General features: G+C 37.4%; 20 protein-coding genes. 10 read left to right on the forward strand and 10 right to left on the reverse strand.

Annotated elements, in window-relative coordinates; translation table 11 throughout:
• Positions 1 to 190: 190 nt before the first annotated feature.
• Positions 191 to 2,725, reverse strand: coding sequence for a phosphoenolpyruvate carboxylase (locus tag J4Q03_RS05280; RefSeq protein ID WP_426047161.1), 2,535 nt, complete (start codon positions 2,723 to 2,725; stop codon positions 191 to 193).
• Positions 2,726 to 2,927: 202 nt separating this feature from the next.
• Here J4Q03_RS05280 and J4Q03_RS05285 point away from each other — a divergent pair, with 202 nt between their 5' ends.
• The 8 genes from J4Q03_RS05285 to J4Q03_RS05320 all read left to right on the forward strand — a co-directional run bounded on the left by J4Q03_RS05285 (position 2,928) and on the right by J4Q03_RS05320 (position 8,709).
• Entirely contained in the window at positions 2,928 to 3,332 is a 405-nt protein-coding gene (locus J4Q03_RS05285) for a hypothetical protein (protein WP_426047162.1), read from the forward strand.
• Between the two features lie 329 nt (positions 3,333 to 3,661).
• Positions 3,662 to 4,531, forward strand: a complete 870-nt coding sequence (locus tag J4Q03_RS05290; protein ID WP_426047163.1) for a serine hydrolase domain-containing protein — start codon at positions 3,662 to 3,664, stop codon at positions 4,529 to 4,531.
• Between the two features lie 110 nt (positions 4,532 to 4,641).
• Complete coding sequence (locus tag J4Q03_RS05295; RefSeq protein WP_426047164.1) at positions 4,642 to 4,974, forward strand: hypothetical protein; 333 nt, start codon at positions 4,642 to 4,644, stop codon at positions 4,972 to 4,974.
• Entirely contained in the window at positions 4,971 to 5,135 is a 165-nt protein-coding gene (locus J4Q03_RS05300) for a tetratricopeptide repeat protein (protein ID WP_426047165.1), read from the forward strand. The genes J4Q03_RS05295 and J4Q03_RS05300 overlap by 4 nt, the downstream gene beginning before the upstream one ends.
• A 43-nt stretch (positions 5,136 to 5,178) precedes the next feature.
• The gene (locus J4Q03_RS05305) at positions 5,179 to 5,793 is read left to right on the forward strand and encodes a hypothetical protein (RefSeq protein WP_426047166.1); all 615 of its coding nucleotides are present in this window, start codon (positions 5,179 to 5,181) and stop codon (positions 5,791 to 5,793) included.
• Between the two features lie 310 nt (positions 5,794 to 6,103).
• A complete protein-coding gene (locus J4Q03_RS05310) occupies positions 6,104 to 7,267 on the forward strand; it encodes an iron-containing alcohol dehydrogenase (RefSeq protein WP_426047167.1) in 1,164 nt (387 codons plus the stop codon).
• A 256-nt stretch (positions 7,268 to 7,523) separates the two neighbouring features.
• A complete protein-coding gene (locus J4Q03_RS05315; RefSeq protein ID WP_426047168.1) occupies positions 7,524 to 7,985 on the forward strand; it encodes a lipocalin family protein in 462 nt (153 codons plus the stop codon).
• A 67-nt stretch (positions 7,986 to 8,052) separates the two neighbouring features.
• Positions 8,053 to 8,709, forward strand: a complete 657-nt coding sequence (locus J4Q03_RS05320; RefSeq protein ID WP_426047169.1) for a GDSL-type esterase/lipase family protein — start codon at positions 8,053 to 8,055, stop codon at positions 8,707 to 8,709.
• Positions 8,710 to 8,749: 40 nt separating this feature from the next.
• Here J4Q03_RS05320 and J4Q03_RS05325 read toward each other — a convergent pair whose 3' ends face one another.
• From J4Q03_RS05325 to J4Q03_RS05340, 4 genes are all read right to left on the reverse strand, one after another.
• A complete protein-coding gene (locus J4Q03_RS05325) occupies positions 8,750 to 10,108 on the reverse strand; it encodes a DEAD/DEAH box helicase (protein WP_426047170.1) in 1,359 nt (452 codons plus the stop codon).
• Between the two features lie 171 nt (positions 10,109 to 10,279).
• Positions 10,280 to 10,789, reverse strand: a complete 510-nt coding sequence (locus J4Q03_RS05330) for a hypothetical protein (RefSeq protein ID WP_426047171.1) — start codon at positions 10,787 to 10,789, stop codon at positions 10,280 to 10,282.
• Positions 10,790 to 10,863: 74 nt separating this feature from the next.
• Entirely contained in the window at positions 10,864 to 12,513 is a 1,650-nt protein-coding gene (locus J4Q03_RS05335; protein ID WP_426047172.1) for an ABC1 kinase family protein, read from the reverse strand.
• 345 nt (positions 12,514 to 12,858) lie between these two features.
• Positions 12,859 to 13,062 carry a cold-shock protein gene (locus J4Q03_RS05340; RefSeq protein ID WP_167409426.1) on the reverse strand — a complete coding sequence of 68 codons (204 nt, stop codon included), beginning with the start codon at positions 13,060 to 13,062 and terminating at the stop codon, positions 12,859 to 12,861.
• A 186-nt stretch (positions 13,063 to 13,248) separates the two neighbouring features.
• Between J4Q03_RS05340 and J4Q03_RS05345 the strand changes: the two genes are divergently transcribed.
• Positions 13,249 to 13,413, forward strand: a complete 165-nt coding sequence (locus tag J4Q03_RS05345) for a hypothetical protein (protein WP_426047173.1) — start codon at positions 13,249 to 13,251, stop codon at positions 13,411 to 13,413.
• A gap of 122 nt (positions 13,414 to 13,535) precedes the next feature.
• Here the strand turns inward: J4Q03_RS05345 and J4Q03_RS05350 are convergent, their stop codons facing one another.
• The gene (locus J4Q03_RS05350; RefSeq protein WP_426047174.1) at positions 13,536 to 15,044 is read right to left on the reverse strand and encodes a nitrilase-related carbon-nitrogen hydrolase; all 1,509 of its coding nucleotides are present in this window, start codon (positions 15,042 to 15,044) and stop codon (positions 13,536 to 13,538) included.
• An 88-nt stretch (positions 15,045 to 15,132) separates the two neighbouring features.
• Here J4Q03_RS05350 and J4Q03_RS05355 point away from each other — a divergent pair, with 88 nt between their 5' ends.
• Entirely contained in the window at positions 15,133 to 15,516 is a 384-nt protein-coding gene (locus J4Q03_RS05355; protein ID WP_426047175.1) for a hypothetical protein, read from the forward strand.
• 36 nt (positions 15,517 to 15,552) lie between these two features.
• Here the strand turns inward: J4Q03_RS05355 and J4Q03_RS05360 are convergent, their stop codons facing one another.
• The 4 genes from J4Q03_RS05360 to purH all read right to left on the reverse strand — a co-directional run bounded on the left by J4Q03_RS05360 (position 15,553) and on the right by purH (position 21,289).
• Positions 15,553 to 16,494 (reverse strand): hypothetical protein, encoded by a 942-nt coding sequence (locus J4Q03_RS05360; protein ID WP_426047176.1) that lies wholly within the window; start codon positions 16,492 to 16,494, stop codon positions 15,553 to 15,555.
• A 269-nt stretch (positions 16,495 to 16,763) separates the two neighbouring features.
• A complete protein-coding gene (gene guaA, locus J4Q03_RS05365; protein ID WP_426047177.1) occupies positions 16,764 to 18,293 on the reverse strand; it encodes a glutamine-hydrolyzing GMP synthase in 1,530 nt (509 codons plus the stop codon).
• Positions 18,294 to 18,443: 150 nt separating this feature from the next.
• Positions 18,444 to 19,682 (reverse strand): phosphoribosylamine--glycine ligase, encoded by a 1,239-nt coding sequence (purD, locus tag J4Q03_RS05370; RefSeq protein WP_426047178.1) that lies wholly within the window; start codon positions 19,680 to 19,682, stop codon positions 18,444 to 18,446.
• Positions 19,683 to 19,771: 89 nt separating this feature from the next.
• The gene (gene purH, locus J4Q03_RS05375; protein ID WP_426047179.1) at positions 19,772 to 21,289 is read right to left on the reverse strand and encodes a bifunctional phosphoribosylaminoimidazolecarboxamide formyltransferase/IMP cyclohydrolase; all 1,518 of its coding nucleotides are present in this window, start codon (positions 21,287 to 21,289) and stop codon (positions 19,772 to 19,774) included.
• Positions 21,290 to 21,352: the final 63 nt, after the last annotated feature.

The following is a 21,352-nucleotide window of genomic DNA, read 5'->3' on the forward strand; positions in this document are numbered from 1 at the left end:
AATTAAATTGCTCAGATTAATATCTGTAACGAAATATATTCAATAGGAACGGGTTTTAGCCCGTTTCCCTTTTATTACCAATCAATTGGCTTTAGCCAAACCTAAATTGATCAGAGAATCATGTGTTTACTTTTGTTATTCTTTTAAAAAAGAAAACGCCTCTCCAATTGAGAGGCGTTGCTATGATTAATCAAGCTGAGTTTCTGCTCGCATTAATATTTCCAAATAATGATCTGGTCACCAGCTTTTCATAAGCTTCTTTATTTCCTTCTCCTTTCTGTATCTTCATCAGTGCATACTGCTGGATACTCAACAGCGGAAGTACGATTTTCTCGCGGATCTTCACCGATTTTCTCGACAACGGATCTTCTTCCTGCAGCATTTTGAACCCGGTAATCTCAAGCATAATATCCCTTGAAAGCGTATATTCATCAAAAAGAACATTCCAGAATGCACCGAATTTCGGATTATTTTTAATGTAATACGTCAACGGAAAATAGGATTTGTTCATACTCATCATCGAGTTCAGAACTAAAGTTTTAAAGAAATCAGAACCTTTATACAGCTCTTTTACTTCCTCCAGTCTTCCCTGCTCTTTCATCTGCTGCATTGCAAATCCGAACCCGAAAAATCCGGGAACATTCTGCTTCAGCTGAGACCATGATCCCACAAATGGGATTGCCCTCAGGTCTTCAAATTTCAGTTCCGTACCATTCCCTCTTTTGGACGGGCGGCTTCCGATATTTGTTTTACCATAATATTCCAATGTACTCATCTCCTGGAGATAAGGAACAAACATCGGGTGAGCTTTAAGGTCTGAATATTTTTTGTAGCTGATATCGGCAAGCTCGGCGATCAGTTTTCTTTCTTTTTCCGTAAGGTCTTTCTTGGAGTTTTTAAAGACATCATTTTCCACTCCGGCAGTCAGAAGCTGTTCAAAATTGTATTTGGCCTGTTCTTTATTTCCGAAAATACTGGTAATCGTCTGTCCCTGAATCGTCAGCTCTATTTTATTGTTGGCAATGGTATTTCCCTGTGATGCATAGAAATCGTGGGTTTTCCCTCCTCCTCTTGCGGGTGGGCCTCCTCTGCCATCGAAGAATACTACTTTAATTCCATTCTGAACGGAAAGTTTAGTTAAGACTTCTTTGGCCTTGTAAATTTCCCAGTTGGCCTTCAGGTATCCCCCGTCTTTTGTTCCGTCTGAAAAACCAAGCATAATGGTCTGCTGATTTCCTCTGCTTTGAAGATGCTTTTTATAAACCGGATTCTGGTAAAGCTCATTCATTACATTCTCGGAATTGGCAAGACCTTCCATGGTTTCAAAAAGCGGAACAATATCCATTCTGATGTCTTCGTCCTGATATCCGCAGATCTTAAAAAATGCATAGACATTCATTACATCCTTTACAGCATCGGAATTGGAGATAATATAGCGGTTCATTCCTCTCTGCCCGTTCAGATTCTGAATCTCGGAAACCTGTGAAACCGTTAATAAAGTATCTTTAACGATATCTTCAAACTGATCTGCATTAACTTTGTGATCAAGCTGGATCAGCTTATTGAATTTTTCTTCTTCACCGGCTTCGGTATTACCATAAACTTTTGCAAAAACCTCATCAATTACTTTCTGATGAATCCTGCTGTCCTGACGAACATCCAGCGTTGCAAAGTGAGTTCCGAAAATTTTCACCCGGTCTCTGAAGTTTGCCAGAAGGTCTAAAAACAGGGAATTGTGATCATTTACCAATATTTTTTCTGCTTCATCTGCCTTTTTCAGAATATTTTCTGCTGTGATTATATTTCCGTTGAAGATGGCACCGTACAGCTCATCACTTAACTGCGTCAATACTTCAGAAACTCCCCTGAAGCTTAATCTTCTCCTGATAAATTTCAAATGGCTGTAATAGGATTTCAGGATCGCGGAACGGAGCTCTTCAGCCACTCTTTTGGTAACATCAGCCGTTACAAACGGGTTTCCGTCCCTGTCTCCACCCGGCCAGAAACCAAGCTGAATAATATCTTCGTGAAGATGGAAATGACCGTTTCCAAAAGTTTTCTTGATTTTGGTAAACAGCTCTCCAATGGTGTCGTAATAGACATATCTTAAATAGGAAATAATGCTAAGTGCTTCATCAATTGGAGTAGGTTTTTCTTTATTAACGAAAGGCGTTTTTCCCAACTGCTGCAGAAGCATATCGATCTGCGTAACGGAATCGCCGGTAATAGCTCCACGCAAATCCTGGATGATCCTCTGTACCGAACTTGGATAAAACTGTGTAGGGTGCGCTGTAAAAACTACTTTCACTGTAAAATCCTTCAGTTTTTCACGGACTTTTTCAAGTTTGTGATCCTGGTATGAGCGTTCAAAAAGATTGGTTACTGTTCCGCTGTCACTTTCAGAATGAAGGTTTGGAAATGCAGCATCTTCTATACTGTCAAACAAAACCACCTGTCTTTCGATGTATTGTATGATCTTGAAGAGCAGTTCTACTTTCTGTTCCTCCGTCTGAAGATCGGTATGGTTTTTAAAGAATTCTTCGACAATTTCCTCTGGGGTCTTGCCACCTTCATATCCGTTTCGGCTTTCCTCGTAAAGGAAGGGAAGAAGCATCCCGATATTGGTCATTTTATCATAAGGCAGGCTCATAAATAATGAATTGTAGATCTGGAATTTATTCTCCACGATCTGCCTGAATTTTTCTGCTCGTTGGTCGTGTATCATATAACAAATGTAATGGATTTTGGAATTAAATTAGTTGACAAATGACAAAAAAAATGAAGTATTACTGAGTAAAAATATTTACTGTGAAAGAAGACTTTATAATTAATCTTTTGGGACCGTCATAACAATTCAGGTCTATTATAATTTTGAATACAACAGTTTAATGATTAATTTTACTTTTCACAGAATTAATCAACTTCTCATGAAAAATATATTCATATTCCTATTAATGGCTTTTATTTTCACAGGCTGTAGTGAAGACTGCTATAATGCTCCTCAGACGATAGCTTTTAAATTCGTTGATTCTAATGACGAAAATCTGATCACAAACGGAACACTTACGGCTTATTCAATCAAGGATAAAAATCAGGTTGGGGTACAATTAACCAAAACATCTGATGACATGATTATTTTAGAAAATGTGGGTGCTTATAACGGGACAAAAAATTATACTTTCCAATCCAATGTTAAAGCTTTTGATTTTTCAATACAGTCATCAGAATTTAAAGGTGGTTGTGATGGGTATCAGATCAATAAATTAACATTTACAGGGGTGGGTATTGATGTAACAGACGAAAAAGGATATTATAAAATTGTGCTGCAGTAGTTTAATTTAATAAAGATTTTAGATATCAGACACGAGACATGAGACTTTTAGGTTAAAGGCTGAGACTTGATTAGAAATATCAATGGTGAATTTTGTTTTGCAAGTGAATAGCGGGTTTTAGTTGTAAGACATTAACTCACCAAGCTTAATAATTTCAAACAAGCAACCAGCAACTGACAACCTCTCAACATATTCACTTTCCAACTCTCATCCAAAATTCCGAAAATAATAACTCATAATTCTTTTCAACATTCAATTAAATAAAGAAAGGATTTTATAATACACGTAATAAATAGCTACCTTACCATGTTCTACAACAAACAGCCTCCATGAAAATCCTATTAAAATCATTTCTACTTATTATCGTTGTTATTTTTCCTAAAGATTATACAGCACAAAAGCGCTCTGACAGCATTGATACTTTCATCATGCATAAAATGCAGGAATTGAAAATCCCGGGACTTCAATTGGCCATCATCAGAAATAATAAAATTGATCAGCTAAGCAGCTATGGGCTGGCCAATATTGAGCATCAGATTCCAACTAAAAACAACACTGTTTTTTCAATCAACTCAATGACAAAAGCATTTGTTGGTGTTGCTATTATGCAGTTGCAGGAACAGGGAAAATTAAATACAGGTGATGCTATTTCCAAATACCTTACTGATATTCCTGAAAGCTGGAAGAATATAACCTTCAAACAACTTTTAAGCAATACATCCGGCCTTCCCAATAATATTGATCAAAAAGAACAGGTTTTGGGTGAAGGCAATGAAAGTAAAAACTGGGAAATAGTTAAAACCCTTCCAATGGAGTTTTCACCTGGTGAAAAATTCAGTTACAACCAAACAGGATACTTTATCTTGGGAAAAATAATTACGCAGTTGAGCGGAGTACATTTCACAAAATTTATTGAAGACAATCAATTCAAACCTTCCCAACTGCTCGTAACTCAATTTGGAGATTCCAACGATATTATTGATAATAGTGCAGGTGCTTACTCCACTATTATCAATAACGAAGGCAAATGGATCAACGACGGAAAACTCCACAATGCTTTCGCGACTTTCCCAGTCTTTTTCCGAACAGCTACAGGAATTATGTCTTCAGCAGAAGATTTAAGTAAATGGCTTCTTGCTTTACAGGAAGGAAAACTCCTTAAGGATAAAAAAGCATCACAGAACTTTTCACGACTATAAAACTCAATAACGGTGATGTAGGCGGCTTTAATAAGCTTACGAATGGTTACGCCCTGGGGTGGCCTACCGTTGTAAGATCTGAACATCCTGCCGTTGCCCCTGTTGGTGGCATGCGTTCTACTTTATTTGTATATCCTCAGGATCATCTGTCCATTGTAGTTTTAACCAATCTACAGGGATCAAATCCTGAATGGTTCATGGATGAAATTGCAGGATACTACATTCCCGGTATGAAAGCTAAAAATGGTTTTGGACTTAGTCCTTATATGAAAATGCTGTATTTACAAACTATTTCGGACGGTTATCAAAATCTAGGTTCGGTTTATCAGAAAATCAAAAAGAAAATAAAAACTTCAAAGTGTCTGAAGATGAGATCAATTCATGGGGTTATCAGATGGTGGGCCGTAACCTTAAAAATGAAGCACTTGCTGTTTTCAAATTGAATACAGAATTATTTCCCGATAGCTCCAATGTTTTTGACAGTTATGGTGAAATATTAGATGCATTGGGACGTAAAGAAGAAGCTGTTATGAATTATAAAAAATCATTGCTTCTCAATCCCGATAATACCAATGCCGCGAATTATTTAAAAGATAAAAAATAAATCTTCATCCATTTTCGTAAATTTGCCCCAAAGCACTTTCTTTATGAAAATCATCGTCTTCGCTTCTCTGATTCTATCCAATCTGTTTTTTGCACAGACCACGATTCCTGATGATTACAAGAAAGTTCCGGAAATCCTTGACAATACCGAACTACTCTACCCATTCATAGTTCCCGGTAAAGAATATAGCTACTGGAGAGTGCTTACCAATGACACTGATCCTGAAAAAGCCGTGATTTACGAAAGCCAGATGCCGGATTTCATGACCATTAATGAGCCTCTTCCAGAAAAAGGTTTCTTCCAGCAATGTATCGGCAACCGATGCTTTTCATACATTCTTGCCTGCAAAAAAGAAAGGTCCGTATATTTTTCCAATGAACAGCAACTGAGAGATTTCATCGGAACGGTTGACAATCTTCCGGAAGCTATTCTATTAATCCAAACCTATGGTTTTAAAATAGATACAAGCAATAAGCTGAGTGGTTCTTATAAAATAGAGGACCAATATATTTATCTGTATGCCTCAAAGTCTAAAGGATGTCCGGAAATGAAAGAATCTTACTTTATAAAGATCAACAGAAGAACCGGAAAACTGGAATCTAAAAATAACGGTGTTTATTTTAAGGCAGAAAATTGTAATCAAAATGTTTCCCAGTAGAGTAATACCAAGATATTTTATATTCTCTCGCTGATTAAGCAGATTTTGCAGATCATTTTATTCTATAGCTACGATGAACCAACTTTGTTGATTCCTGCTTTGCAACCTCGAATTATAGTTAAACATATAACCTCTGCGTTAAAAACATTTTTTTATCGGCTAAAATCCTGTAAAGAAAATCATAACCAAAATATCAGAACGGGTTGAATTTATATTGTTATTATAAAAGACTTCGATAGGAATTTTAAAATTTCATTAACTCTGTTTTCATATTGCTTTCCGTAAATTTGGATCAAATAAATTTAGAACAATGCTTAATTTCGAATTTAAAAATCCGACAAAAATACTTTTTGGAAAAGGTGAGATTGCAAAAATCTCCCGTGAGGTTCCAAAAGATGCCAAAATATTAATGATCTATGGTGGTGGAAGTATCAAAAACAACGGTGTTTACGATCAGGTAAAGGAAGCTCTGAAAGATCATGATCTGTATGAATTCGGAGGCGTACCCGCCAATCCTGAATATGAAGTACTGATTAATGCTTTAAACTTTATCAAAGAAAAAAATATCAACTATCTTCTTGCTGTAGGCGGTGGATCTGTGATCGACGGAACTAAATTCCTTTCAGCTGCTGCTAACTATGCCGGTGAGCCATGGGAAATCCTTAAAAACCCGGTAAGAACTTTTGAAGGAGAAGGAATGCCTTTCGGAAGTATTCTTACACTGCCTGCAACAGGTTCTGAAATGAATTCGGGCTATGTCATTTCAAGAAGAGAAACCAACGAGAAATTATCTTCAGGCGGTCCGGGACTTTTCCCGCAATTTTCTGTTTTAGATCCGGAAGTGATCAGAACGATTCCTAAAAATCAGATCGTGAACGGAATTACGGATGCTTATACACACGTTCTGGAACAGTATATGACCGCTCCTTCTTCTGCAGACCTTCAGGAAAGAATTGCTGAAAGCATTCTGATCAGTCTTCAGGAAACAGCTCCAAAAGTTCTGGCTGATGATTTTGATTATGATGCTGCCGGAAACTTTATGTGGTGCTGCACAATGGCACTGAACGGACTTATCCAGAAAGGGGTAATCACGGACTGGGCCGTACATGCCATGGGACATGAACTGACTGCTTATTTCGGAATAGATCATGCAAGAACTTTAGCCGTTATTGCGCCTTCTCATTACCGTTATAATTTTGAAACAAAAAAAGGAAAGCTGGCGCAGTATGCTGAAAGAGTTTGGGGAATTAAAGAGGGAACTGTGGAAGAAAAAGCAGAACTCGGCATTAAAAAAATGGAAGAGTTTTTCCACAGCCTGGACATCAAGACAAAGCTTTCGGAATACACGGAAGATTACAAAGGTACTGCTGAAAGGGTGGAAAAAGCTTTCACAGATAGAAACTGGTCCGGTCTTGGTGAATATAAGAAACTGACCCCTCAGGATGCGTATAAGATTGTTGAGATGAGTTATTAAGGTTTGGAGTGTGAGGGTTTAGAGTAGACGGGTTGATGATTTCATGGAAATTTGGGTCTTCTGATATGTAATCAAAAACGTAATTTTCAAACTGTAATTAGTTCCTGTAATCTAAAAATCTTCACATTTTAGCATCAGTCTTCCAGCTGCATTATAAAAAATACTGTTATTTATAAACATTCGTTTAAAAAAGCGTGATTTCATTATAGATATTTCAAATTTATTTATATTTTAGCATATTCTTAAATTTGTGAAAATGAAAAAACAGCTACTTTTATTTGCCTTTTCAGCTTTGGCGCTAACTTCATGTAAAGATGACAATATTGAAGCCTATGAATTAGAAATGATGAGCGGAGACTGGAAGGTAAGCAAAATAGAAATTATTTCCGGAAAAGACAATAAAACAGTACTTGAGACAGAATCTCCGTCTGACTGTCAAGCTAAAGATATTCTGCACTTCAGAAGCGATTATTATACCAGCTATACGTATTACTCTGCAATCGGGCTTGAATGCCAGATGAGCGGAAAAACTGAAGGAAAGTTTACGTATACTGAAGAATCTAAGCTGATGAGCATTAAAAATGATAATGACACAGAAAGATGGTACAGAGTGGAGATCCTTACCAGCCAGGATCTGAAACTGGCCCACCTGTTCGGGACATTTGATCAGAATGGTGACGGTACGGATGATCTCACTTATGTGACCTATAAAAGATAAGCACAGACTCTCGATTTTATCGGGAGTTTTTTATTACATTTATAAGATATTTTAAAAATTGATTACAATGAAGAAGATTCTTTCAGCATTTCTGCTGCTGTATTTTGCCCTGTCCTTTTCACAGGAAAACAAACCAATGTTCTGGCAGGACATTCAGAATTTCAAAAAAACGGATCAGGAAAATCCTCCGCCTAAAGACGCCATCCTTCTGATAGGAAGCTCTTCTTTTACAAAGTGGACAGATGTTGCGAGCTATTTCCCTGATAAAACAATTATCAACAGAGGTTTTGGAGGTTCAAGATTAACGGATCTCAATGATTTCGCTGAAGATCTTTTAAGCCCTTATCAGCCTAAACAGATCATTATCTACTGCGGCGAAAATGATTTTGCAGACAATCATGACCTCAAAGCCAAGGTAGTGGTGAAAAGGTTTAAAGCATTCTATAAAAAGATCCGTGAAAAATTTCCCAATATAGAAGTGGACTATATTTCCATTAAATATTCGCCGAGCCGCGAAATGCTGTGGCCTCAGATGAAAGCAGCAAATAAAAAGATTGCCGCTTTTATGGAAAAAGAACCTCATGCAGAGTTCATAGATATTACCAGAGCCATGGAAGATTCCAATGGAAATATAAGAAAGGATCTTTTCGTGGAAGATATGCTTCACATCACCCCGGAAGGCTATGAAATCTGGACAAAGGTTATGAAACCATATATGAAATAATACATTTATAAAACAAAAAAATCCCTGAACGGGATTTTTTTTATTTCTTTTTCTTCGATTTTGATACTGATATCGATTTCTGCTGGGCTCTGTTAGCTCCAAATTTCTTCGGTGCTTTTCTTTTTGAAGGTCCACCCCAGTTTTCTTTCTTGTTTTTATCTTTTTTCTCGTGAAATGCTCCTCCACCTTCATACAGTTTCACCTGTGCCGGGTTTTTCATAATGATCACATCTTCTTCGGAAGCAATTTTCTTAGGATTGATTTTCACCTCTGCAGGGAAATCGTTGAACTTAAGATCTCTATCCATTAACAGCTCAATATCAAGGATATAAGCTTCTTCTTTCTTAGTGACGAACGTGATTGCCTTACCGTCTTTATCTGCCCTACCCGTTCTTCCTATCCTGTGGATATACTGTTCGGGAATTTCAGGAGTTTCAAAGTTGATAACGTGGGTAATATTTGAAATATCAAGACCTCTGGCCATTACATCGGTAGTAATTAATCCTCTGATCTCTTCATTTTCAAATCTTTTCATGGCTTTAAGCCTGTAATTCTGGGATTTATTTGAGTGGATCACATCAAACTGCTCAGGGAAAAGTTCATCAATTTTAGAAAACAAAAGGTCAGAATTTTTCTTATTGTTTGTGAAAATCAACACTTTAGACATATCTTCATTCTTCTTCAATAAATGCTCAAGAAGATTGATCTTTGTATTGAAATTTTCCACTTTGTAACCGGTCTGCTCAATTTTTTCAAGAGGCGTTCCTGATTTGGCCAATGAAATTTCTACCGGACTGGCAAAGTACTGATCCAGCATTTCATCTACCGCTTCCGTCATGGTAGCCGAGAAAAGAATGTTCTGTCTCTTCGGTTTCATCATTTCGAAAATATGGGTAAGCTGCGGTCTGAAACCTAAGTTCAGCATTTCGTCAAACTCATCAATGATCAGCTTTTGTACTTCTCTCAACGAAATTGCATTGTCGATGGCCAGATCCATTACCCTTCCCGGAGTTCCTACCAGAATATCGCATCCGTTATTAAATAAAAGTTTCTGCGTATTGATATTCTTTCCTCCGTATATTCCGATTACCCTTGCGGTAATATTTTCTGTCAGTTTCTCAACAATTTCAGCTACCTGTACCACCAATTCTCTCGTAGGAACAAGAATCAAAACAGTAGGATTCCCTGTTTTGTTGTATTTCCATGTTTTAAGAACGGGCAGAAGATAAGCCAATGTTTTCCCGGTTCCGGTCTGTGCGATCCCCATAACATCTCTTCCGGAAAGTATAGGGCCAATGCTCTTTTCCTGAATAGGTGTAGGTTCGAATAGTTCCAGATCCGCTAAAACATCAAGAATTTTAACCGGCAGGTCAAAATCCGCAAAAGTGAGTTTTTCCATGGTGCAAAGATAGGTATTTAAATTTAGAGGTTAAAAGAGACAAGAGATAAGAATCAAGATGCCAGACATGAGATATCAGACATGAGATGCTGAATCGTTAACTGAACAACTCCAAACCAGCAACTCATCCTCAACTCATTTACTCTAAAACGCTCAAACACTCTCACCTATTTACTTCACCTTAATACTTTCACTATTAATCCTGATCTCATCATCTTTCCAAATACTTGAGGTAATGATCACATAGCCTTTCTTTTTAAGGTCTTTTCTGATCGGGAATTTACCGTCTTCCCACTGTGAACAGTGTGTAGAGATAGAAGGTACCAGTGTATTCCATCCGGCTTTATCTAAAGTATAAACAAGGAAACCGTGCCAGCAGCTCGTACACCAGTCCGGATAAAAGCCTATTTCCTCTTTTCCATCTTCATTAAGGTCTCCCAGGTTATATAATCCGCCATTCTTAGCAGGTGAAATGATAAACGGTTTTATTTTTTTATCACTGAAATAAATAGTGGTTTCACATTTTCCATCGCATTCATCAGAACAGTCACTCACTTTGGTATAGGCATATTCTTTTGTTCCATTACCGTCAAAATCTCCCAAAAGTCCATCTTCAGTAGTTTTCTGGGCTATAAACAGTGAGCTGCAGAAGGTCAGAGTTATTAAGAAGAGTTTTTTCATAGGTTATTTTTTTGCTGCTGAGAGGTCTAAGATACAAAATTATAAAAGTAAGTTTTGCGATCCCAAGCTCTCATTTATTTTCTGGTCACTCTCAGTAAAAGGACCAGGATCAATATAACAGAAAACACAAAGCCTAAAACTGCCACCAAAGACATTTCACCGATCCGTGGTCCGGATTCTGAGACAAAAACAATAGCTGTGGCAATAATATTAGCCCCCAGAATCATGGCTAAAATTAAATTGACAACACTGGATTTGATCAGCTGGTTGGTCTTTTCAATATTTTTAATCTCGCTGGATACGGTGAATTTATTATCATCCAGTTTCTGGAGTACAGATCTTAACTCTTTGGGAATTTCATCTACATTATCTGTGAAATTCATCATCCGGTCCATTCCCGTTTTTAAAAGATTCTTTGGCTTGATCTTTTTCGTCAGGATTTTTCTGGTATAAGGATGAAGGCTTTTCACGATATCCAGATCCGGATTAATCGTTCTTCCAACCCCTTCTATCAGGCTGATACCTTTAAACAGAAGGTAAAAATAATCCGGCATATGAAGCCTGTTATCCTTCAGAATATCTTTCATTTTATTAATGATCACCTGAACATTGATATCCTGCAGCGATGAACTGTGAACAAAGTTCAGAATATCTTCCACATCATTTTCAAACCTTCTTTCATCAGGAATTTCGTAGCTGACCGCCATTTTTTTGAGATAGCGGACAATTTTATGGGAATTTTTAGCTACAAAGCTTACGATGAGGCTTTCAAGAATTTCCTTATCATTCGGCTGGATCTTTCCTACCGCACCGAAATCTATAAAAACAATTTTCCCGTCTTTTTTTACCAAAATATTACCAGCGTGCGGATCAGCGTGGAAAAACCCGTAATCCAGGATCTGTGAAACAAACAGTCTTAAACCTACTTCCGATACTTTTACAGGATCAATATTATGGGCTAAAAGCGAAGCTTTGTCGGTCACCTTGATTCCGTCGATAAACTCCATGCAGAGAATATTATTGTTGGAATACTCTTCATAGATTTTCGGAACATACGTTTCCTTGTTGTTCTTAAAATTCCGGGCAAAATGCAGAATATTTTCCTTTTCATTGATCAGGGAAACTTCTTCCAGCAAAGATTTCTCAAAAGTGGAAATCGCCTGTTTCAGATTGAGCTTTTCTCCGATTTCAGAATAAGCCGAGATCAGTTTTTCAAGGTCTTTTATGAGGAGTAAATCATCTTCAATAACGGTCTGTACGTCAGCTTTTTTAAGTTTAAGGATTACAGGACTTCCATCCAGCAAAACTGCTTTATACACCTGTGCAATAGATGCTGTGGCCAAAGGTTCTTTCTGAATTTCCTGAAAGTGGTCTTTAACGGATATATTGAATTCATTTTCCAGAATTTCCACTACATCCATATCAACCATATCCACTTTGTCCTGAAGTTTCTGCAGCTCCTGGATCAACTCGGGAGGAAGCAGATCTTCCCTGTTGCTGAATGTCTGGCCAAGCTTTACAAATGTAGGGCCAAGCTCTTCCAGTACGAGTCTGATCCTCTCATATACTGTCCCTTTAGAAATAACCTCATCCGGATCCACAGAAAGTGATTCCTGTTTATTCCCTGTATTCATTCTTGCCAGCATATCCTTAAACCCATATTTACTGAGTACGGAAATGAGCCTGGCTGATCTTTTCAGTTTTCGTTGCTGCTTGTCAAACATATATTTCTAAATAGTTGGTGCAAATTACTCCAAAAATTGTTCCCATTGCTATTTTAGTTTTTATTTGAACAGTAATCTTAGAGTTAAGTTAACACAGAATTGTTTTTTAATTTGGGGTTAAGGTGATGAGTTCATCCAATTTTATCTGCTTGTATTTTTTAATGCAATGTTTCTGCTCTATTTACTTTAATAAGCAAAGAATTGCGGTTGCACCACTGATTAGCTACTTTAAAATACTCCTTTCAGTCAATTACATTTGTATCAAACAAATTCTTTAAGCCTAAATCCATAAAAAAAGCCGCCTGAAATGGCAGCTTTATTTTAAACAATATCTTTAATAAGTGATTATCCTACTACTTTAACATTGTCTGCTTCAGGTCCTTTTTTACCTTCTTTAATCTCAAATTCTACTGCCTGTCCTTCTTTTAAAGATCTAAGGCCTGAAGACTGAATGGCTGAATGATGGCAAAAAATATCGTTTCCGCCTCCGTCTGGTGTAATAAAACCAAAACCTTTTGTTTCGTTAAACCATTTTACTGTTCCTGTCATTATATTTTATTTAAATTGATCAGTGAAGATAGTAAATTTTAAGAATATCCTGAAAAAAAAATATATTCTTCGCTTATTTTTTTTCAAATCACTTAAAATATTAAAAGAAAAAAATTACATTATGGATATTATTTAATGTATTTTTTTATCTTTATAACCATCAAACTAACCTATAAATATTAAAAAATGAAAAATTTACGAAACAACAAACTTTCAAGAGAGCAATTAAAAGGAATCAGCGGAAGCGGTATCATTATCGGGAACTGCTCCAATGAATGCTGCCCTACTGACGGAAGACCGAGATGTCCGAAACTGATCTGCCCTGCTGTGGTATGTCCTCAGTATCTGTAAAAAAAGAACCTATTTTAAATATAGAGCAGATTTTGTCTGCTCTTTTTTATTTTAGAAATTAGTGTTAATACAATATCCTGTCCGAATCGAACAGGATATTTTTATTTAAAATGGGAGCATTCTTATTTAAGATAGGTTTCGTACAGATCTTTTCTGCGGTCATTCATCACCTGAACAGATCCGTTATGGTGAAGGTCTTTAAGCAGATTGAGGTCTACATCCACAATAAGGGTCATTTCTGTATTGGGTGTTGCTTCTCCTTTCACGGCATTGGATGGAAAGGCGAAATCTGAAGGTGTAAATACGGCAGCCTGTCCAAACTGGATATCCATATTATTAACCCCCGGAAGGTTTCCTACACAACCCGCGATAGCAACGTAACATTCATTTTCGATAGCTCTTGCCGCTGCACAGTGACGGACTCTTATATAAGCATTCTGAGTATCCGTAAGATAAGGTACGAACAGGATTTTCATGCCCTGATCTGCCAGAATTCTCGGCAACTCCGGAAATTCTACGTCATAACAGATGACAAGACCTATTTTTCCACAGTCGGTATCGAAAACCCTGATCTCGTTTCCTCCTTTCATTCCATAGTATTTCCTTTCGTTCGGAGTGATGTGGATTTTCCGGTATTCATCGATCCGCCCGTCACGGTGTAGCAGATAGCTCACGTTATACAGGTCATTATGATCATGATCAAAAACGGGCATACTTCCGGAAATAATATTGACGTTGTAACTGATGGCCAGCTCAGAAATTTTATTTTTAATATCCTCACTCAATTTAGCCAGCTCTATCATACTGTCTCTTTCTGAAAGCTTATTGAACGGTGCCAGCAGCGGGGTATTGAACAGTTCCGGGAAAAGAACAAAATCGGATTTGTAATCACCCATCACATTGACAAAAAATTCTACCTGCTCATAAAAAGCATCGATATTTTTAAAATGTCTCATCTGCCACTGTACCAATCCTAAACGGATGATACTGTCCTGCATCGTATTGGGTTTTTTACTGTAGTAGATATTGTTCCATTGAAGCAAAACGGCATTTTCCAGTGACGATTCATCTTCGGGAAGGTACTTTTTCAGAATCTTTATAGGAAGAAAGTTATTGGAAAGCTGAAAGGACAGTACCGGATCGTAGATTTCCTTGTCTCTAACTCTTCTGATGTATTCTCTTGGGGAAAGCTCGTCGCTGTATTTATGGTAGTTCGGGATTCTTCCGCCCAGAATGATCGATTTGAGATTAAGCAGTTCACATAATTCTTTTCTGGCATCATATAATCTTCTTCCCAGACGCAGCTCACGGAATTCGGGATCTACGAAAACCTCAATTCCGTAGAGTACATTCCCAGTGGAAAGATGGGTATTGAAGGTATAATTTCCTGTAATATCGACATAGGTATGATCGTCTCCGAATTCGTCATAATTCACAATAATGGAGAGTGCTACGGCGGCCAGTTTTCCGTCTACGGTGATACAGATCTGACCTTTAGGAAATATTCTGGTGAGCTTCTCGATGCTTTTTTTAGACCAAATAGATTCAGACATTTGCGGATACGCGCGTTTCATCGTTACTACCAGTTCATCATAATCCTGAAGGCTCAGGGCTCTTGTTTCTATTTGCATTTGACGTAATTTTACTTAAATTTAGGGAAAAAATTTAACTTAAATTCTTAAAGATAATATACTCCAAATCATTTAAATCAATTTAACAGTGGATATTACTCAAAGCATACAGAAAGCAATCAACTCAAATACAAATTGGAAGCACTCTGATTTCGTATCAGCAGTAGATGCTTTGTCTTTGAATTATCATGTTGATATTGAAATAAATGCAGAAAAACTCGGCGTTTTAAGTTCAGAAGAAAAGATTATAGGATATGTTCATTTAAATTACCCCATCATCTTATTAGAAAACAATTATTCTCAACAAATAGAATCCATCTTAAGCAGCTATGATATACAATATATTATGGTCAATACACTGGATGATCAGTGTTTATCAGTAGATCCTGATATTTATAATACTTATTTTGATTACATGAGGGATTTAGACAATTTTTCTGCTGATGATTTTTACTTTTATAATGTAACCTAATGAAAAGGAAATTATGCAATATTAATATGCTTCATTCTAATTAACCACTCCGAATTTTTTATTTTTAAAATCAAGGACAATAATATTATTTACAAAAAATGCATTTCCTGTTAAACCGTCAATATTCTCCGCTTTATTAAATTCCTGAAGTCTTGTATTGTCATTATACCATGCATAATCATTATCCAGTTTTCTATTTCCCAGATATACTTTTTCTTTAATCGGTCTTCCATAAAATTTAACTTTCTCGCCCCAGGAGTTGGCGATAATTGTATCTGTTTTGGCAGTTTGATCTACCAGTGAAGTCCAGAGTTCTTTATTGGTGTTAATGGGAAATAAGCTTGCTCCGGTATCGAACAGAAACCAATGGGTTTTACCCGCAATAGTAAGTGGAATCTGCAGCCTTCCATTTTTAGATTTGGCCTCTACAAACGTTGTCAGTTTCTTCCAATAGCTATCCAATGAATCCAGGACACACATTCTTTTATTAGGATAATCAATGATTAATATTTTATTATCAAACATATCAGCTCCTAAAGTTCCGATGTGTTTAGGTTTTTTGGTAAATAGTGAATCTTTGGAAATTTTATCGCCGTAATCCTCTTTATACACCAGATTATCTTTGGACAATTTCCCTAGATGGTAGGACAATCCTTTTGTCTTATAAACAGTTTTGCCTCCATTATCCGTAGATTTAGAGCTTTTAACGAGGAAGCTGTTTATTTCACTTTCCTTATAATAGCTGTTTATTGTATTTCCATAGACTAGAGTTGCATCGCTTCCCAAATCGAACTGAAGGGTAAAATCTGCATTTAAATCATTCACTTTCACCGGAACCAGCATGGCTACTTTATCAAAGTTCTTTCCTGAAATTTTTGCGGCATACCAGGAAAAAGGAAACCAGGAATAGCTGTCGGAAGAAGAAATATTTTTATTGGCAGCTGTACAGCCAGCCAAGGTCCAACTAAGGCTTATCATTATAAGCAGATGTTTTATTTTCATTTTCCGGAATATGAGTTTAGGTATTAAATGTATAATAATTCTGAGGATAAACAGTTTTAATTTATTTTTTATTTACCTATTGAAAAATAAACACCTTACAAAATCAAATCCACTTCGACTTCGCTCAGTGTGACATCGCTAATAATAGACACAACAAATAGGAATATCTCTTAATACTAACAAAAAATCCTGCTTATAAAGATATAAACAGGATTTTTTTATTTTAAATAGTATATATAGTGAGATTATTCCCACTCAATCGTTGCAGGCGGTTTGCTTGAAATATCATAAGCTACTCTGTTGATTCCTCTTACTTCGTTGATGATTCTGCTGGATACCGTATCCAGGAACTCATAAGGAAGTCTGCTCCACGTTGCCGTCATAAAGTCGATGGTGTTGGCAGAACGAACTACAGCTGTATACTCGTAAGTTCTTTCATCTCCCATTACTCCTACTGACTTCACAGGAAGAAGGACTACGAAGGCCTGAGATACTTTTTCGTAAAGGTCATTTTTGTACAATTCTTCAATGAAAATATCATCAGCTTCCTGAAGGATTTTCACTTTTTCAGCGTCTACAGCCCCCAATACTCTGATCCCTAATCCCGGACCCGGGAAAGGGTGTCTGTGTACCAAATGATGTGGAATACCTAGTTCCTCACCTACTTTTCTTACCTCATCTTTGAAGAGCTCTCTTAACGGTTCCAATAATTCGAATTCCATATCTTCAGGAAGTCCTCCTACATTGTGGTGAGACTTGATCACTGCAGACGGACCGTTCACAGACTGGCTTTCGATAACGTCAGGATAAATGGTTCCCTGGGCTAAGAATTTAGCGCCTTCAATTTTATGGGATTCTTCATCAAAAACATGGATAAACTCGTTTCCGATGATTTTTCTTTTCTGTTCCGGATCATCTACTCCTGCTAATTTTGAAAGAAATCTTTCTTTAGCATCAACCATTTTAATGTTCATATGGAAATGTTCTCCATAGTTGTCCATTACTTTCTGGCCCTCGTCTTTTCTCAATAGTCCGGTATCAACGAAGATACAAGTCAGCTGATCACCAATTGCTTTGTGAATTAAAACTGCGGCTACAGAAGAATCTACGCCTCCTGAAAGTCCAAGGATCACTCTGCTGTCACCTACTCTTTCACGGATTTCTTCAACTGTTTTCTCGATATAATTGGTCAGTTTCCAGTTTTTCTCAGCATCGCAAATGGCAAAAACGAAGTTTTCAAGTATTTTTCCGCCTTCTTCTGTGTGAGAAACCTCCGGGTGGAACTGTACGCAGTAGATTTTTCTGTCTTCATTGGAAATAGAAGCCATTACTCCTGATTTTGCATTTAATTCAAAACCTGCAGGCAGCGCTCCAACTTCGTCAAAGTGACTCATCCATACGATAGAATTCTGAGTAACTCCTTTGAGTAAAGAACTTTCTTTAATAATGTCTAAATGAGCTTTTCCGTACTCTCCTTTTTCACCTTTGTTTACTTTTCCGCCTAAAAGATGAGCCGTAAGCTGCATTCCGTAACAAATTCCCAAAACAGGAATTCCCTGCTCATACAAATCTTTTTCTACCAGGTGAGCATTTTCTGCATTCACAGAGCTTGGTCCTCCGGAAAGGATAATTCCTTTGGGCTGTTTTGCTAAAATATCCTGTAAAGGTGTATTGAAAGGAAGAATTTCAGAGTAAACACCCATCTCACGGATTCTTCTTCCGATAAGCTGGTTGTACTGTGATCCGAAATCTAATATGATAATACCGTTGTTCATTATTATAATTGATAAATGATGATTGATAAATGATAAAAGCCATAAGCAGTATTCAAATACTAACTTCTAACCTCTAATTTCTAACTTCTTTGTTTAAACGTTTACAAAAAAAGACTTGGAAATGTTCCAAATCTTTTTTCATGATTTATTTTAAAACTTTCCGATGTCTTCTCTGTAGAATCCGTAATCGAAATGAATGTGGGCTGCATCTTCGTACACCTTTTTGCGGGCATCGTCGTAAGTGGCTCCTGTAGCCACCACGTTCAGAACACGTCCGCCGTTGGAAACCACTTTATTGCCTTTTCTTACGGCTCCTGCATAAAGAAGTTTAGAATGTTTCAGTTTGTCCTCCCCTACAATTTCGTATCCTGTTTCGATGTTTCTAGGGTAACCTCCTGAACACATCACAAGGCATACTGCTTTTTCATCTTTAAACTTAAGCTCGATATCTTTTCCATCCATACAGTCCTGGATCACATCAAGAAGATTGTTTTCCATTAATGCCATTAATACCTGAGTTTCAGGATCTCCGAATCTCATATTGTATTCAAGAAGGTAGGTTCCGTTTTTAGTGACCATCAATCCGAAGAAAATAATCCCTTTGAAACTGAATCCTTCTCCTTTCAAACCGTTAATGGTAGTCTGTAAGATATTCTTTTCAAAATCAGCATAATGCTCCTGGGTAAAGTCAGGGCTTGGCGCTACAGATCCCATACCACCGGTATTTGGTCCTGTGTCACCGTTTCCAGCTTTTTTGTAATCTTTTGCAGCGATACAAGGGAAAATCTTTTCACCGTTTGAGAATGCAATGATTGAAGCTTCAAAACCTTCTAAATATTCTTCAATAACCAGACGGATCCCGGCATCTCCATAAATTCTTCTGATCATGAAGTCGTGGATCGTAGCTTCAGCTTCTTCAAGATTGTCGCAGATAACAACCCCTTTTCCGCCAGCCAGACCGCTTGCTTTGATCACTAAAGGATACTGCTGGGTCTGAACATATTCTTTAGCTTCATTGTATGAATCAAATACCACAGCTTTAGCTGTTTTGATATCATAGGTCTGCATAAATTTCTTAGAGAAAGCCTTACTTCCTTCCAGGCTTGCTACTTTTTGGTTGGGACCGAAAACTTTAAGATCGTGCTTTTTGAATTCATCCTTCAGACCTGCTACAAGAGGTGCTTCAGGACCTACGATGGTAAGATCCACCTTTTCTTTAATGGCGAAATCTCTCAGTTCTTTGATCTCTGATAAATGAACATTTTTCCCTATTACATCGGTGGTAGCATTACCGTTAGCAAAAAACATTTTAGTAATTCTCGGATCATTCTGAAGCTTTGCTGCTAAAGCAGATTCTCTACCGCCTTCACCTATGATTAATATTCTCATACTTTATTTATTATCTAGTCTATTTTACAAATATATAATTTTGAATGCTATAAATACAATCCCCAATTATTTTTTTAATTCTATTTTAATTAATGTAAAAAGTGTCTAACTCCGGTAAACATCATCGGGATACCGTGTTCATTGGCAGCTTCAATACTGTCCTGATCTTTTACACTTCCACCGGGCTGAATGATCGCTTTTATACCTTCCGCTGCGCAGAAATCCACCACATCACGGAAAGGGAAAAATGCGTCAGAAGCCAAAACAAGATCTCCTGAGAATTTCTCTTTTGCTCTTTCTATGGCTTGTTGTGTAGCCCAGATTCTGTTCACCTGTCCGCCACCAATTCCGAAGGCCTGGATGCCATTGGAAACAACAATTGCATTTGATTTTACATACTTCACCACTCTCTGAGAGAAAAGAAGGGCTTTTTTCTGCTCTTCTGAAGGCTGTACATCAGTTACCACCTTGATATCGTCAGAGAAATGAGTGTCATTATCCTGAACGAGGATACCACCATCAATCTTCACCCACGTTTGTTTATCAGAAACAGGGTTAACGATTTTTATAATTCTGAGGTTTTTCTTTTTTCTTAAAACTTCAAGGGCTGCTTCATCAAATTCCGGAGCCATTACAATTTCAAGGAACGTTTTGTTCAGTTCTTCAGCTGTTGCCGCATCGATTTTGTAGTTCATTGCAACAATTCCGCCAAAAATAGAAACAGGGTCACATTCGAAAGTTTTTTGGTAAGTTTCTAAAGCTGAAGTTCCGATCGCTACTCCACAAGGTGTAGAGTGCTTCACCGCGCAACATGCCATTTCTTCTTTGAACTCAGTGACTACTTTCCAGCAAAGGTCCATATCACGAAGGTTGTTGAAAGAAAGCTCTTTACCGCCCAGCTGTTCAAAATCTTTCATCGCACCGTTCTCAAACGTAGAAACGTAGTAAGCAGCAGTTTGGTGAGGATTTTCGCCATATCTTAAATCTGATGCTTTTTTATATGAAGCATTAAGATAGGCAGGATATTCTTCATCTAAAAGCATTCTTGAAATAGCCCCGTCGTAAGCTGAAGTAAGGTTGAATACTTTTCCTGCAAGCTTTTTACGTGTTTCAATGTACGTATCGCCGTTCTGCTCCATTTCCAGTTTTACTGTTGCATAATCTTCCACATCAGTAATTACGGTAACGGAATCAAAGTTCTTAGCGGCGGAACGAAGCATTGAAGGACCTCCGATGTCGATAAACTCTACTTTCTCATGTAAAGAAATGTCTTTGTTCACATTTTCAAAGAAAGGATAAAGATTCACGATCACCATGTCGATCAGGTCAATTCCATGTTCCTGAACAGTTTTCATGTGCTCCTCATTGGAACGGACTGCTAAAAGACCTCCGTGTACTTTCGGGTGAAGGGTTTTCACTCTTCCGTCCAGCATTTCAGGGAAATTGGTTACCTCATCGATCTGAATCGGATTTAAACCTGCGTCTTTCAAATGTTTGAACGTTCCTCCTGTAGAAATCAGCTCATAATTCCGGGCTTCCAAGAACTGGGCGAATTCGATCAATCCGCTTTTGTCAGAAACACTGATTAAAACTCTCTTTTTACTCATTTTACTTTCAATTTTTTACTTTTTACAGCTATTTCAAACTGTAGCCCGGTCTTTCACCCCCGG

Origin of the sequence: Chryseobacterium sp. NFX27 (assembly GCF_049887855.1) — a bacterium.
In the GTDB taxonomy this organism is placed as follows: domain Bacteria; phylum Bacteroidota; class Bacteroidia; order Flavobacteriales; family Weeksellaceae; genus Chryseobacterium.